This window comes from Streptomyces sp. NPDC032161 (assembly GCF_040636995.1).
Lineage (GTDB): Bacteria > Actinomycetota > Actinomycetes > Streptomycetales > Streptomycetaceae > Streptomyces.
Genome location: NZ_JBEZVN010000001.1, coordinates 1,195,555 through 1,210,050, shown reverse-complemented (window position 1 = coordinate 1,210,050; position 14,496 = coordinate 1,195,555). Strand labels below are relative to the sequence as shown.

12 protein-coding genes are annotated in these 14,496 nt (G+C 66.7%); 11 read left to right on the top strand and 1 reads right to left on the bottom strand.

The annotated features are described in order from the left end of the window. The first annotated feature begins 95 nt into the window (after positions 1-95). The 7 genes from AB0E67_RS05215 (at position 96) to tuf (ending at position 10,064) form a co-directional block, all read left to right on the top strand. Complete coding sequence (locus AB0E67_RS05215) at positions 96-4,010, top strand: DNA-directed RNA polymerase subunit beta' (RefSeq protein WP_362021061.1); 3,915 nt, start codon at positions 96-98, stop codon at positions 4,008-4,010. A gap of 212 nt (positions 4,011-4,222) precedes the next feature. Further along, positions 4,223-4,936, top strand: coding sequence for a hypothetical protein (locus AB0E67_RS05210; protein WP_362021058.1), 714 nt, complete (start codon positions 4,223-4,225; stop codon positions 4,934-4,936). Positions 4,937-4,948: 12 nt separating this feature from the next. Then, positions 4,949-5,398: a hypothetical protein gene (locus AB0E67_RS05205; RefSeq protein ID WP_362021055.1), complete on the top strand. Its 450-nt coding sequence runs from the start codon at positions 4,949-4,951 to the stop codon at positions 5,396-5,398. Between the two features lie 301 nt (positions 5,399-5,699). Continuing rightward, positions 5,700-6,071, top strand: coding sequence for a 30S ribosomal protein S12 (rpsL, locus tag AB0E67_RS05200; RefSeq protein WP_003948652.1), 372 nt, complete (start codon positions 5,700-5,702; stop codon positions 6,069-6,071). A 2-nt stretch (positions 6,072-6,073) separates the two neighbouring features. After that, entirely contained in the window at positions 6,074-6,544 is a 471-nt protein-coding gene (gene rpsG / locus AB0E67_RS05195; protein WP_072485550.1) for a 30S ribosomal protein S7, read from the top strand. A gap of 38 nt (positions 6,545-6,582) precedes the next feature. After that, on the top strand, positions 6,583-8,709 hold the full coding sequence (fusA, locus tag AB0E67_RS05190; RefSeq protein WP_362021051.1) for an elongation factor G: 2,127 nt from the start codon (positions 6,583-6,585) through the stop codon (positions 8,707-8,709). Positions 8,710-8,870: 161 nt separating this feature from the next. Further along, on the top strand, positions 8,871-10,064 hold the full coding sequence (gene tuf / locus AB0E67_RS05185) for an elongation factor Tu (protein WP_362021049.1): 1,194 nt from the start codon (positions 8,871-8,873) through the stop codon (positions 10,062-10,064). Positions 10,065-10,261: 197 nt separating this feature from the next. Here tuf and AB0E67_RS05180 read toward each other — a convergent pair whose 3' ends face one another. Continuing rightward, entirely contained in the window at positions 10,262-11,113 is an 852-nt protein-coding gene (locus tag AB0E67_RS05180) for a histidine kinase (protein WP_362021046.1), read from the bottom strand. A 1-nt stretch (position 11,114) separates the two neighbouring features. On the opposite strand from AB0E67_RS05180, the gene AB0E67_RS05175 reads away from it, so the two are divergent. From AB0E67_RS05175 to AB0E67_RS05160, 4 genes are all read left to right on the top strand, one after another. Then, positions 11,115-12,173 carry a DNRLRE domain-containing protein gene (locus AB0E67_RS05175; protein WP_362021043.1) on the top strand — a complete coding sequence of 353 codons (1,059 nt, stop codon included), beginning with the start codon at positions 11,115-11,117 and terminating at the stop codon, positions 12,171-12,173. 32 nt (positions 12,174-12,205) lie between these two features. Beyond that, positions 12,206-12,991 (top strand): RHS repeat-associated core domain-containing protein, encoded by a 786-nt coding sequence (locus AB0E67_RS05170; protein ID WP_362021040.1) that lies wholly within the window; start codon positions 12,206-12,208, stop codon positions 12,989-12,991. After that, positions 12,985-13,500, top strand: coding sequence for a hypothetical protein (locus AB0E67_RS05165; RefSeq protein WP_362021038.1), 516 nt, complete (start codon positions 12,985-12,987; stop codon positions 13,498-13,500). Before AB0E67_RS05170 ends, AB0E67_RS05165 begins: the two co-directional genes overlap by 7 nt. A 386-nt stretch (positions 13,501-13,886) precedes the next feature. Beyond that, positions 13,887-14,327, top strand: a complete 441-nt coding sequence (locus AB0E67_RS05160; RefSeq protein ID WP_362021035.1) for a hypothetical protein — start codon at positions 13,887-13,889, stop codon at positions 14,325-14,327. Positions 14,328-14,496 lie beyond the last annotated feature (169 nt).

Genomic DNA, 14,496 nt, shown 5'->3' with positions numbered 1-14,496 from the left:
CTCTCCCCGGACCCGTTCAGACCATTGCTGAAGTGCCCCATATTTCTCGCCTGACGCGAGGGGGCTCGAACCCCCGAAAGAGGGATTGACGACAAGTGCTCGACGTCAACTTCTTCGACGAGCTGCGGATCGGCCTCGCCACCGCGGACGACATCCGGACCTGGTCGCACGGCGAAGTGAAGAAGCCGGAGACCATCAACTACCGCACGCTCAAGCCCGAAAAGGACGGACTCTTCTGCGAGAAGATCTTCGGTCCGACCCGGGACTGGGAGTGCTACTGCGGCAAGTACAAGCGTGTCCGCTTCAAGGGCATCATCTGTGAGCGCTGTGGCGTCGAGGTCACGCGCGCCAAGGTGCGCCGTGAGCGCATGGGCCACATCGAGCTCGCCGCTCCCGTCACCCACATCTGGTACTTCAAGGGCGTCCCGTCGCGCCTGGGCTACCTGCTCGACCTGGCGCCGAAGGACCTGGAGAAGGTCATCTACTTCGCCGCGTACATGATCACGTACGTGGACGAGGAGCGGCGTACCCGCGACCTGCCCTCGCTGGAGGCGCACGTCTCCGTCGAGCGCCAGCAGATCGAGAACCGCCGCGACGCCGACCTGGAGGCCCGCGCCAAGAAGCTCGAGACCGACCTGGCCGAGCTGGAGGCCGAGGGCGCCAAGGCCGATGTGCGCCGCAAGGTGCGCGAGGGCGCCGAGCGCGAGATGAAGCAGCTGCGCGACCGCGCGCAGCGCGAGATCGACCGCCTCGACGAGGTGTGGAATCGCTTCAAGAACCTCAAGGTCCAGGACCTGGAGGGCGACGAGCTGCTCTACCGCGAGCTGCGTGACCGCTTCGGCACGTACTTCGACGGCTGCATGGGCGCCGCCGCCCTGCAGAAGCGGCTGGAGTCCTTCGACCTGGAGGAGGAGGCCGAGAAGCTCCGCGAGATCATCCGCACCGGCAAGGGCCAGAAGAAGACCCGCGCGCTCAAGCGCCTCAAGGTCGTCTCCGCGTTCCTGCAGACCAGCAACAAGCCCAAGGGCATGGTGCTCGACTGCGTGCCGGTCATCCCGCCGGACCTGCGTCCGATGGTGCAGCTGGACGGTGGCCGCTTCGCGACCTCCGACCTGAACGACCTGTACCGCCGTGTGATCAACCGCAACAACCGTCTGAAGCGGCTCCTGGACCTCGGTGCCCCGGAGATCATCGTCAACAACGAGAAGCGCATGCTTCAGGAGGCCGTTGACGCCCTCTTCGACAACGGTCGTCGCGGCCGCCCGGTGACGGGTCCCGGCAACCGCCCGCTGAAGTCCCTCAGCGACATGCTGAAGGGCAAGCAGGGTCGTTTCCGTCAGAACCTGCTCGGCAAGCGTGTCGACTACTCGGCGCGTTCCGTGATCGTCGTCGGCCCGCAGCTGAAGCTGCACCAGTGCGGTCTGCCGAAGGCCATGGCGCTGGAGCTGTTCAAGCCGTTCGTGATGAAGCGCCTGGTCGACCTGAACCACGCGCAGAACATCAAGTCGGCCAAGCGCATGGTCGAGCGCGGTCGCACCGTGGTGTACGACGTCCTCGAAGAGGTCATCGCCGAGCACCCGGTGCTGCTGAACCGTGCGCCCACGCTGCACCGCCTCGGCATCCAGGCCTTCGAGCCGCAGCTGGTCGAGGGCAAGGCCATCCAGATCCACCCGCTCGTCTGCACCGCGTTCAACGCGGACTTCGACGGTGACCAGATGGCCGTCCACCTGCCGCTCTCCGCGGAGGCGCAGGCCGAGGCCCGCATCCTGATGCTGTCCTCGAACAACATCCTGAAGCCGGCCGACGGCCGTCCCGTCACCATGCCGACCCAGGACATGGTGCTGGGCCTGTTCTTCCTCACCACGGACGAGGAGGAGCGCAACGTCGTCGGACAGGGCCGTTCCTTCGGCTCCACGGCCGAGGCGATCATGGCCTTCGACGCCCGCGAGCTGTCGCTCCAGGCGAAGGTCGACATCCGCTTCCCGGTGGGCACCATCCCGCCGCGCGGCTGGGTGCCGCCGGTCGCCGAGGCAGGGGACGACGGCGTCGGGGAGCGTGAGTACCAGCAGGGCGACTCGTTCCGGCTGCGTACGTCCCTGGGCCGCGCGCTCTTCAACGAGCTGCTGCCCGAGGACTACCCGTTCGTCGACTACTCGGTCGGCAAGAAGCAGCTCTCCGAGATCGTCAACGACCTCGCCGAGCGCTACCCCAAGGTCATCGTGGCGGCGACGCTCGACAACCTGAAGGCGGCGGGCTTCTACTGGGCGACCCGTTCCGGTGTCACCGTGGCCATCTCCGACGTCGTGGTCCCCGAGGCCAAGAAGGCGATCGTCGCGGGCTACGAGGCGCAGGACGAGAAGGTCCAGAAGCAGTACGAGCGCGGTCTGATCACCAAGGACGAGCGCACTCAGGAGCTCATCGCGATCTGGACCAAGGCGACCAACGAGGTTGCCGAGGCCATGAACGAGAACTTCCCCAAGACCAACCCCATCTTCATGATGGTCGACTCGGGTGCCCGAGGAAACATGATGCAGATGAGGCAGATCGCCGGTATGCGTGGTCTGGTGTCGAACGCGAAGAACGAGACGATCCCGCGTCCCATCAAGGCGTCCTTCCGCGAGGGCCTGTCCGTGCTGGAGTACTTCATCTCCACGCACGGTGCCCGTAAGGGTCTGGCGGACACCGCCCTGCGTACCGCCGACTCGGGTTACCTGACCCGTCGTCTGGTGGACGTCTCGCAGGACGTGATCATCCGCGAGGAGGACTGCGGCACCGACCGCGGCCTGAAGCTGCGGATCGCCGAGAAGGGCGCCGACGGCGTGCTCCGCAAGGCGGAGGACGTCGAGACCTCGGTCTACGCCCGCATGCTCGCCGAGGACGTCGTCGTCGACGGCAAGGTCATCGCACCGGCCAACGTCGACCTCGGTGACGTCCTGATCGACGCGCTGGTCGCCGCCGGCGTCGAGACGGTCAAGACCCGCTCGGTCCTGACCTGCGAGTCCGCGGTCGGCACCTGTGCCTTCTGCTACGGACGCTCGCTCGCCACCGGCAAGCTGGTCGACATCGGTGAGGCGGTCGGCATCATCGCCGCCCAGTCCATCGGTGAGCCCGGTACCCAGCTGACGATGCGTACCTTCCACACCGGTGGTGTGGCCGGTGACGACATCACCCAGGGTCTGCCCCGTGTCGTCGAGCTCTTCGAGGCCCGTACGCCCAAGGGCGTCGCCCCGATCTCGGAGGCGGCCGGCCGCGTCCGCATCGAGGAGACCGAGAAGACCAAGAAGATCGTCGTCACCCCGGACGACGGCAGCGACGAGACGGCCTACCCGATCTCGAAGCGCGCCCGTCTGCTGGTGGGCGAGGGCGACCACGTCGAGGTGGGCCAGAAGCTCACCGTGGGTGCCACCAACCCGCACGACGTGCTGCGCATCCTCGGCCAGCGCGCGGTCCAGGTCCACCTGGTCGGCGAGGTCCAGAAGGTCTACAACTCGCAGGGTGTGTCGATCCACGACAAGCACATCGAGATCATCATCCGGCAGATGCTGCGCCGCGTGACGATCATCGAGTCCGGCGACGCGGAGCTGCTGCCGGGCGAGCTCGTCGAGCGCTCGAAGTTCGAGACCGAGAACCGTCGTGTGGTCACCGAGGGCGGTCACCCCGCCTCCGGCCGTCCGCAGCTGATGGGTATCACCAAGGCCTCGCTGGCGACGGAGTCCTGGCTGTCGGCCGCCTCCTTCCAGGAGACGACCCGAGTCCTGACGGACGCGGCGATCAACGCCAAGTCCGACAGCCTCATCGGCCTCAAGGAGAACGTCATCATCGGTAAGCTCATCCCGGCCGGTACGGGCCTGTCCCGCTACCGCAACATCCGGGTCGAGCCGACCGAGGAGGCCAAGGCCGCGATGTACTCGGCCGTCGGCTACGACGACATCGACTACTCGCCGTTCGGCACGGGCTCCGGCCAGGCCGTTCCGCTGGAGGACTACGACTACGGTCCGTACAACCAGTAAGGCGTACGTCTGATCCGATGCCTGATCCGGAGGGCGGTCACCCCGTGGGGGTGGCCGCCCTCCGGCGTGTCGTGGGGGTTCGGTGAAACGGTGATCGGGGCGCGGGCATCGCGATAAAGTCCGGGATTCTCTCGACGAGATCCTGTGGGCAGACCTTGGGGGCGGGCGTGGAAACGACACGGGTGTTCTTCGGATTGTCGGCGGCCTTATCGATGCCGTGGGGGACGGGCTGGCAACGCACCCGGCCGTGGCTGGCCGTCTCCTTCGTGACGTTGTACGGCGTGTACGTCATCGCTCCGTACATGGACGAGGCGAAGGCGTGGTGGGCCTTCGCGATCGCCGTACTGCTCGCGGGCGGATCGGCCCTCATGCACCACTCGGCCGGGGCGTGGTCGCCGGGCTTCTCACTGACCCTGCCCCTGAGCAGTGGCGCCTCGATGGCGGCGAGGCGGGCCGGCGTGGTCCTCATGGCCCTCGCGGCGGTTCTGGCGCTGTGGACGGCCGGGAGAAAGACGGCCACGTTGAGCGGGGAGTTCCTGCTCAGCGACCGAGCGGCGATCTTTCTGTCCGCACTTCTCCTGGCGGTGTTCGGCGGTGGGGCTCTGAGCAAGGCGGCCACGGCACCGGTGTGCGCGGAGGTCGAGTCGATGCCGGACGGCCCGGAGAAGACCAAGGCACTGGATTTCATGAGCGGAAGCAAGAACATCGGCTTGCTGGAGCGCGGGCTTCTCTTCGTCTTCATCGCCGCCGGTCAGCCCGAAGCCGCAGCTCTTGTGCTGGCCGCCAAGTCGCTGGCCAGGGTCCCTACGAACGACCACGGCAAACACGCCTCCGAGTATTTCCTCATCGGTACACTGGCGAGTGTCATCGCGTCCTTGGTGATGGGAATGGCCGCTCGTTCAGCAGTGGGACTGTCCGTCCTCTAGAAGGAGAGGCACTTGGACCTCACCAAGCACCCACTCGTCCGGAGACTGCTGTCCCTCGGCCTGGCCCACAAGGATTACGTGGTAGCGGGGAGCGGACCGCTCCTGGCCCATGGGATCAGGGAGAACGTGGGCGACCTGGACATCGTGGCAAGAGGGGCGGCCTGGAAGGCCGTCGCCGATCTGGCCGAACCGGTTCCGGCGCCCTCCGGGCACGGACGTATGGTGCGGCTCTTCGACGGATCCCTGGAATTCTTCGACTCCTGGCTGCCCGGATCATCGAGTCCGGACTCCCTCATCGAGAGAGCGGAATTCATCTGCGGGATACCGTTCTGCCCCCTTCTGGAGGTACTCGCATGGAAGGGAAGATCCACTCGGCAGAAGGATCGGGACGATCTTCTGCTGATTCGGAACCACCTCGAGCGGAATGGGCTGAACCAGACGCAAGGCGGTCGGGCCGGCTGATCGGCGCCTTTCGAGGAATGCGTGGCCCCGGTTCGGTCGGCTGAAGAACCCCGGCGTGTCGGTGTGAGACGCATTTGTTTTGACCGGAGTCGACGAGGTAGGTACGCTCAGACCTTGTGCCTGGGGTGTGCCTGGGCTCGTGTGCGTGTCTTCAGCCGCATGGCGAGTTCCTCTACGGCCGCCGCAATCTGCGCCAGTCCTGCCTTGCGGCAGTGGCCTGCAGGATTCGACACACCCGACCGCGTGGGTCGGTGACGTTCCAGGTTAGTTTGACGAACGGCACACAGAAACCGGAGAAGTAGTGCCTACGATCCAGCAGCTGGTCCGCAAGGGCCGGCAGGACAAGGTCGAAAAGAACAAGACGCCCGCACTCGAGGGTTCGCCCCAGCGCCGCGGCGTCTGCACGCGTGTGTTCACGACCACCCCGAAGAAGCCGAACTCGGCGCTCCGTAAGGTCGCGCGTGTGCGTCTGACCTCCGGTATCGAGGTCACGGCCTACATCCCGGGTGAGGGACACAACCTGCAGGAGCACTCCATCGTGCTCGTGCGTGGTGGCCGTGTGAAGGACCTGCCGGGTGTTCGCTACAAGATCATCCGCGGCTCGCTCGACACCCAGGGTGTCAAGAACCGCAAGCAGGCCCGCAGCCGCTACGGCGCCAAGAAGGAGAAGTAAGAATGCCTCGTAAGGGCCCCGCCCCGAAGCGCCCGGTCATCATCGACCCGGTCTACAACTCTCCTCTTGTCACCTCGCTGATCAACAAGATCCTGCTCGACGGCAAGCGTTCCACCGCTGAGCGGATCGTGTACGGCGCCATGGAGGGCCTCCGCGAGAAGACCGGCAACGACCCGGTCATCACGCTGAAGCGCGCGCTCGAGAACGTCAAGCCGTCGCTGGAGGTCAAGTCCCGCCGCGTCGGTGGTGCCACCTACCAGGTGCCGATCGAGGTCAAGCCCGGCCGTGCGTCCACGCTCGCGCTGCGCTGGCTCGTGGGTTACTCCCGCGCCCGCCGCGAGAAGACCATGACCGAGCGCCTCATGAACGAGCTGCTCGACGCGTCCAACGGTCTTGGCGCTGCCGTCAAGAAGCGTGAGGACACCCACAAGATGGCCGAGTCCAACAAGGCCTTCGCGCACTACCGCTGGTAGTCGCTACCCACATCGAGACCGAGAGAAGACTGAGCCTTATGGCCACCACTTCGCTTGACCTGGCCAAGGTCCGCAACATCGGGATCATGGCCCACATCGACGCGGGCAAGACGACCACCACCGAGCGGATCCTGTTCTACACCGGCGTTTCGTACAAGATCGGCGAGACCCACGAGGGTTCCGCCACGATGGACTGGATGGAGCAGGAGCAGGAGCGCGGCATCACCATCACGTCCGCCGCGACGACCTGCCACTGGCCGCTCGATGATGTTGACCACACGATCAACATCATCGACACCCCGGGCCACGTCGACTTCACCGTCGAGGTGGAGCGTTCGCTCCGCGTCCTCGACGGCGCCGTCACCGTGTTCGACGGTGTCGCGGGCGTCGAGCCGCAGTCCGAGACCGTATGGCGTCAGGCGGACCGCTACGGCGTTCCGCGCATCTGCTTCGTCAACAAGCTCGACCGCACCGGCGCCGACTTCCTGCGCTGCGTCGGCATGATCACGGACCGCCTCGGCGCGACCCCGATCGTGATGCAGCTGCCGATCGGTGCCGAGGCCGACTTCACGGGTGTCGTCGACCTCGTGACCATGAAGGCGTTCGTCTACCCCGTGGAAGCGACCAAGGGCGAGGCGTACAACATCGTCGACATCCCGGCCGAGCTGGCCGAGGCCGCCGACGAGTGGCGCGGCAAGCTGCTCGAGTCGGTCGCGGAGAACGACGAAGAGATCATGGAGCTGTACCTGGAGGGCCAGGAGCCCACCGCGGAGCAGCTCTACGCCGCGATCCGTCGCATCACGATCAACTCCGGCAAGGGCGGCGAGACGACCGTCACCCCGGTGTTCTGCGGCACCGCGTTCAAGAACAAGGGCGTCCAGCCCCTGCTCGACGCCGTCGTGCGCTTCCTGCCCTCCCCCCTGGACGTCGAGGCCATCGAGGGCCACGACGTCAAGGACCCCGAGGTCGTCGTCAAGCGCAAGCCGTCCGACGACGAGCCGCTCGCGGCGCTGGCGTTCAAGATCATGAGCGACCCGCACCTCGGCAAGCTCACCTTCGTCCGGGTCTACTCGGGCCGCCTGGATTCCGGCACCTCGGTGCTGAACTCCGTCAAGGGCAAGAAGGAGCGCATCGGGAAGATCTACCGCATGCACGCGAACAAGCGTGAGGAGATCGACTCGGTGGGCGCCGGCGACATCATCGCCGTCATGGGCCTGAAGCAGACCACCACCGGTGAGACGCTCTGCGACGACAAGGCGCCGGTGATCCTGGAGTCCATGGACTTCCCGGCACCGGTCATCCAGGTCGCCATCGAGCCCAAGTCCAAGGGTGACCAGGAGAAGCTGGGTGTCGCCATCCAGCGCCTCTCCGAGGAGGACCCGTCCTTCCAGGTGCACTCCGACGAGGAGACCGGCCAGACCATCATCGGTGGTATGGGCGAGCTGCACCTCGAAGTGCTCGTCGACCGCATGAAGCGCGAGTTCCGCGTCGAGGCGAACGTCGGCAAGCCGCAGGTCGCGTACCGTGAGACGATCCGCAAGGCCGTCGAGCGCGTCGACTACACCCACAAGAAGCAGACCGGTGGCACCGGTCAGTTCGCCAAGGTGCAGATCGCGATCGAGCCCATCGAGGGCGGCGAGGCCTCGTACGAGTTCGTCAACAAGGTCACCGGTGGCCGCATCCCCAAGGAATACATCCCCTCGGTGGACGCGGGTGCGCAGGAGGCCATGCAGTTCGGCATCCTGGCCGGCTACGAGATGACGGGCGTCCGCGTCATTCTTCTCGACGGTGGCTACCACGAGGTCGACTCCTCCGAGCTGGCCTTCAAGATCGCCGGTTCGCAGGCCTTCAAGGAGGCCGCGCGCAAGGCGTCCCCCGTGCTCCTCGAGCCGATGATGGCCGTCGAGGTCACCACGCCCGAGGACTACATGGGCGATGTCATCGGTGACATCAACTCCCGCCGTGGCCAGATCCAGGCCATGGAGGAGCGCAGCGGCGCTCGCGTCGTGAAGGGCCTCGTGCCCCTTTCGGAGATGTTCGGCTACGTCGGAGACCTCCGCAGCAAGACCTCGGGTCGCGCAAGCTACTCGATGCAGTTCGACTCCTACGCCGAGGTTCCGCGGAACGTCGCCGAGGAGATCATCGCGAAGGCCAAGGGCGAGTAACTCTCCCGAGCTCACGCTTTAGGCTTGTCACCGGAGCCTGGTGGGGCGTCCGACGCGGAGCACCAGCGACGCGTCGGACGCCCCCGGCCCCGGCATCCCAGCAAAGATCACCCTGGCGCCGATGAAGCAAGGCGTACAGAACCACTCCACAGGAGGACCCAGTGGCGAAGGCGAAGTTCGAGCGGACTAAGCCGCACGTCAACATCGGCACCATCGGTCACATCGACCACGGTAAGACGACCCTCACGGCCGCCATTACCAAGGTGCTGCACGACGCGTACCCGGACCTGAACGAGGCCTCGGCCTTCGACCAGATCGACAAGGCTCCTGAGGAGCGCCAGCGCGGTATCACCATCTCCATCGCGCACGTCGAGTACCAGACGGAGCAGCGTCACTACGCGCACGTCGACTGCCCGGGTCACGCCGACTACATCAAGAACATGATCACCGGTGCCGCGCAGATGGACGGCGCCATCCTCGTGGTCGCCGCCACCGACGGCCCGATGCCGCAGACCAAGGAGCACGTGCTCCTGGCCCGCCAGGTCGGCGTTCCGTACATCGTCGTCGCCCTGAACAAGGCCGACATGGTGGACGACGAGGAGATCCTGGAGCTCGTCGAGCTCGAGGTTCGTGAGCTCCTCTCCGAGTACGAGTTCCCGGGCGACGACGTTCCGGTCGTCAAGGTCTCCGCTCTGAAGGCCCTTGAGGGCGACAAGGAGTGGGGCCAGTCCGTCCTCGAGCTGATGAAGGCCGTCGACGAGGCCATCCCGCAGCCCGAGCGTGACGTCGACAAGCCGTTCCTGATGCCGATCGAGGACGTGTTCACGATCACCGGTCGTGGCACCGTCGTCACCGGTCGTATCGAGCGCGGTGTCCTCAAGGTCAACGAGACCGTCGACATCGTCGGTATCCGTCCGGAGAAGACCACCACCACGGTCACCGGCATCGAGATGTTCCGCAAGCTGCTCGACGAGGGCCAGGCCGGTGAGAACGTCGGTCTGCTCCTCCGTGGCATCAAGCGCGAGGACGTCGAGCGCGGCCAGGTCATCATCAAGCCCGGTTCGGTCACGCCGCACACCGAGTTCGAGGCCCAGGCCTACATCCTGTCGAAGGACGAGGGTGGCCGCCACACCCCGTTCTTCAACAACTACCGCCCGCAGTTCTACTTCCGTACCACGGACGTGACCGGCGTCGTGACCCTTCCCGAGGGCACCGAGATGGTCATGCCGGGCGACAACACCGTCATGTCGGTCCAGCTGATCCAGCCGGTCGCCATGGAGGAGGGCCTGAAGTTCGCCATCCGTGAGGGTGGCCGGACCGTGGGCGCCGGCCAGGTCACCAAGATCGTCAAGTAAGTACCTGTGTACTTGACCGTCTGACCTGGTTGCTCCGCACAGAGCACCAAGAAGGGCCCCGGCCCGCCGCGTTCGCGGTGGACCGGGGCCCTTCGATGTGTGCGGGGGCGCCTCGCAGGGGGCCGACGGTGCCGCTCAGGACCGGAGCGGCACCTGCGGGCCGGTGTCATGGAGCGGCGTCTCGTCCGGAGACGGGGTCAGTGGTGTGCGCGGTGCGCGGCTGCCGGGCCCGGCGACCGGGGCGGACAGCCGCCGCTCGGCAGGGGCAGCCGCGCCCGCAGGACGAAATGCCCTGGTGACGGCCGTTCGGTGGTGACGGTTCCGCCGAGTGCCGCGGCACGCGCGGTGAGGCCGGTGAGACCGGTGCCCGGCGTGTTCGTGCCGGGCGGGGCGGCGTGGTCGTTGCCCACCGAGAGTTCGACGAACCGGTCGTCGGACGTCGGCCGGTCGATGCTCAGGGAAAGCGCGCAATGGTCCGCGGAGGAATGGCGCAGGACATTGGCGACGGCCTCCCGTGCGACGACGGCGAGACAGTGGTCGACGGCCCGCGGCAGCTCTTCGGCACTGATCGGTGCGGTGTCGCTGTGCACGGTGATGCCGGCGGTGCCGAGCACATGGGCCACCTGGGTCAGTTCCGTGGACAGCGAGAGTGTGACGCCGTCGCGGGAGACGGCTCGGACTTCGGCGAGGGTGTGCCGGGCGATACCGGCGATCTCGTCGAGGGCGGCGGCGGGTTCGTCGCCGCCCGCGCCCGCGGCGGCGCGGACGGCGATCAGAGCGAGTGCCGAACCGAGGACGTCGTGCAGGTCGCGGGCGACCCGGTCACGTTCGGTCTGCACGGCCACCCGGGCGGCATGGTTCTGGGCGGCGTGCAGCCGAGCGACGAACAGGGAGAGCTGGGCGATGCCGTAGACGCTGCCCGCGGTGATCAGGGTGGCGAGCAGGACGCCGAGGCCGCTGCGGTTGTCGAACTCGGGCAGAAGAAGACGGGCCCTGCCCCGGATCGCGCTGGTGTTGGCCGGTCTGATGGTCGCGGAGGGGGCTGTCACCGTGGCGACGACCGGCGAGGCCATCGCCCTGCAGGCCGACCGGGCGGCCCCGGCCCGTACCGCGCCCGCGCCCGCGAAGAAGGTCACCGAGGCCGCGGACGTGAACGCGGCGCGGGTCGCGGCCCGGCTCTCGGGCTATCGCGTGGAGGCCCTTTCCGAACGGACGGAGACCTCGACCACGTACGCGGAGCCGGACGGGAGTCTGTCGGCCGAGGTGTTCGCGGCGCCGGTGCGCATGCGTGAGGACAACGGCGCGTGGGCCGACATCGACACCGAACTGGAACGGGTCGACGGGGACTACGAACCGCGTACGGCACTCGCCGACATCACGGTGTCCGGCGGAGGAACCACCGGGCCGGGCCCGCTGGCATCCGTCGAGCGTGGGGCGAAGTCGTTCGGCATGGGCTGGCAGGACGCGCTTCCCAAGGCAGAGATCGACGGAGACCTCGCCTCCTACGACCTGGGCGGCGACCAGACGCTGACGGTACGGGCGCTGGCCGACGGGTTCGAGCAGAACGTCGTCCTGGACAAGGCACCGGACCGGCCGCTCGTCTACCGCGTCCCGATGCGGCTGAAGGGCCTCACGCTGTCCCGGGACGACGAGACCGGACGGCTGTTGCTGAAGGACGCGGCGGGAAAGCTGACCGCCGAGGCGCCGGCGCCGGTGATGTGGGACTCCTCGGTCGATCCCGCGTCCGGTGAGTCCCGGCATCTCGCTCAGGTGGACACCAGCGTCGAGACGGCGAAGGACGGCTCGACGCTGGTGCTCAGGCCCGCCCCGGAGTACTTCCGGACGTCCGGGCTCACCTACCCCGTGACCGTCGACCCCACCTCGACCCTGGCGGCGTCCACCGACACCTGGGTGGCGACCAACTATCCGGACTCGCAGTCCTCGTCCAAGGAACTGAAGTCCGGGACGTACGACGGTGGTACGACGAAGGCACGGTCGTACCTGAAGTTCGACGTCGCCAAGTTCGGCGGACAGAAGATTCTCTCGGCGAACCTGTCGCGGCCAAGCGCAACCACTACGACGGCGACGGGGACAGCCCCCGCTGGATAGAGGAGGACACGGCTGCGGGAACGAGTGGCGCGGTGAGCCGTAATGTCGAGTCCGCGTCGGGTGACCTGGCCGCGACGACGGGGGCGGCGGGTGACGCCGTTCTGCAACTCGCCAATGTCCACGGCGATGTGATGCTCGCTCTCCCGCTCACGGCAGGGGGCGACATCGTCGCCCTCGACAGCGACGAGTACGGCAATCCGCGCGCCGGCCAGTCACCGGTCCGCTACGGCTGGCTCGGCGGCAAGCAGCGCTCGGCCGAGACGCCGACCGGGCTGACGCTGATGGGAGTGCGTCTCTACAACCCGGTCACCGGACGGTTCCTCTCGGTGGACCCGGTGTACGGGGGAGGCGACAACCGGTACGGCTACCCGGCAGATCCGGTCAATCAGTTCGATCTCGATGGAAAGTGGTGGAAGCCGCGGATCAGCCCAGCCGTACGACTCGGCTGGTACTACCTGAAGCGCGGTCATAGTCGGGTCAGGGGCCAGTGGAACCGTCAGCAAGCAAGCATGCTCGGTGTTACCACGGCGTATGTGGGGACCCGGTATCTCGGCTACAGATGTCGGTACAGCTACGGCATGAGAGTCTGCTCGGGCTCTCGTGGCCTGCACAGCCGCGGAGGAACGACGCTCGGTACGACATTCTTTACGAGCAGCAGGGTCACGCCTCGGCTCATGAAGCATGAACGCCGCCACAAGAAGCAATGGCAGCGCTATGGCCTTCGCTTCGGCTATATGTACTTCAGGGCGGGGGTCAATCCGTGCCGCAACAAGTGGGAGCGGCGTGCTGGATGGGCCGATGGGGGGTACTCGTGCTGAAGCAGCCCTCAAGGCGGTCTTGGTGGCCGTTCGTGCTGTTCGGTGTGGTCGCTGTGGCGTGCTTGGCGGCCGCCGGGGTGTGGGTCGCCGGTGTCTTCATGATGTCTGACCCGGGACCTCGGCCTGTGGGCGTCAGGATCGACGGCGCGCTTATCACGGTGAAAGCTCCGGTCTGTCCGGACGAGAGTGTGGAGAAGGTCGAAGTCTTCGACAACGAAGCCGAGCGACTGCTGTGGCAGGCGTCCGCGCCTAGGGCCGAGGCAGGCCGACGTGGCGAAGTGAGGCTCTGGGAAGCCGCGGCGTTTCTGAAACCGGGGCTTGGGGCACAGCCGCGGAACCTGCCGGAGGAACTGGCGGTTTCCTTCACACTGGCCGGAGCTTCCGGTGGACCGGAAGTCGCTTTCTCTCTCTCCGAAGTCACCATGGCCCGGCTTTCCGAGGGACATTTCTGGACGGCTGACGGTCCGATGTCCCCCGAGGAGATCGACAGCCGGTCGTGTGTCGAGTGAACGGCGCTCCCTCCGTCTGATTTGCCGGTACGCGGAACTGGCGCTGGGGGCAGTTCGCCTTGGCGGGCGGGGGAGGAGCAGTCGGCGGCGGTCTTGCCGCGAGGATCAGCCGGGGTACGTCGTTCGGCACCAAGACGGCCATGTGGCGGCTGAACGCGAAGGTGCGGGTCGCGAAATGGCGCATGAACTGGAAGTGGCGAAAGCTCCGTTGAGCCGAAACCCCTTGAGGAACGCTGCACCGGAAGAACTCTGCGAGCGGACGAGGAAAGGATGGGAAGAGCGTGGGAAAACCACGTCGTAGCTGGACGCTGGTCTGCGGAGGCGTCGTCTGCGGACTGGTCGCGACGGCTGTTGTCGTCGGCCTGGGCAGCGGATGGGCCACGGCCTTGGTCGCGGTTCTCTCCGTCGTGGCCGGGATCTTCTGCCGGAGGCTCGTAGGAGGCCAGCACGGGAAGACGGACATGGACGAGAGGGCTGAACGGGCCGGTGAACTCTATGAGATCGCCCCGGAAAATGCCTCGGACATCGCTCACGTCCTCCCTGCCCATCTCGCTCCCCCGGGCATCCGGTATGTGCTCGCGACCAAGAAACCGCGTGGCGGGTTCGTGAAGTCGATCGTGATGATCGAATCGCAGGACGACGACCCGGCCGTGAAGCAGATGTCGATACCTGTCGAAAAGATCGCCGTACTTCGGCGAGTGACGGACGAGGAGACGAGGGACCGGGTTCTCGCGCACTTCCTCGACACGCCTGCGTACTTCGTCGACCGCCCCCGGGATTCCAGCGGGGCGGACGGAAGTGCGGACGACGGGGCATCGCGGATGTGACAGGTGCTTGAGTGGGTGTGTCGGCTACGTGCTCGTCATGCCGGCACACCCCCTCATCAGCTCCAGGAAGTGCCGTGAAGCGGATTCCCTCGCGCGGGCATCGCGCCGGATCTGTTCCCGGGCCGCACTGGAAGCCCTGGTGGAGTCGCTCTCCGAGACCAGAGGTCGA